The 592-nt window shown below is 44.6% G+C and carries 1 protein-coding gene; it reads left to right on the top strand.

Annotated elements, in window-relative coordinates; all coding sequences use genetic code 11:
- Positions 1 to 592 (top strand): hypothetical protein (locus RB298_RS26565; RefSeq protein ID WP_486049350.1); only part of this gene is annotated, 592 nt, incomplete at both ends.

The following is a 592-nucleotide window of genomic DNA, read 5'->3' as shown; positions in this document are numbered from 1 at the left end:
GTTCTTTTTGTGCTTGCTCTTGTGCTGCCTGTGCTTGTGCTGCTGCTTGAGCTTGCTCTTGTTCTTTTTGTGCTTGTTCTTGTGCTGCTTGTGCTTGTTGTGCTGCTTGTTCTTGTTCTTGTTCTTTTTTTGCTTGCTCTTGTGCTGCCTGTTCTGTTGCGTCTGGTTCGTCTTGCTCTTGTTCTTGTTGTGCTTGTTCGTTTGCTCCTTGTGTGTCTTTGTCTTGTTTTTCTTGTGTTATTTCTTGGTCAGCTTATTGTCGTTGCACTGTTTCTTTTGGTTTTTGGCATTGTACGGGGTTTTGTGGTGCGTGTGCTGTGTTCTGATGTCTTTCTCGTTCTTGTCGTACTTGGTCTTCTGATGCCTCTGTTTCTGCTGATTGTTATGTTTGTTTGTGTTCTTTTTCTGCTTGTTCTTCTGCTGCCTTTTCTTTTGTTGTGGTCTGGGCTTGCTCTTGTTCTTTTTGTGCTTGTTCTTCTGCTGCGTGTGCTTGGGATGCTGGTTGGGCTTGCTCTTGTTCTTTTTGTGCTTGCTCTTGTGCTGCCTGTGCTTGTGCTGCTGCTTGAGCTTGCTCTTGTTCTTTTTGTGCTTG

Source organism: Priestia sp. BR_2, assembly GCF_041954005.1.
GTDB lineage: Bacteria > Bacillota > Bacilli > Paenibacillales > Paenibacillaceae > Paenibacillus_AQ > Paenibacillus_AQ lautus_A.
Note: the sequence above shows the minus strand (reverse complement) of the source record. Positions and strands in the feature narration are given on the sequence as shown.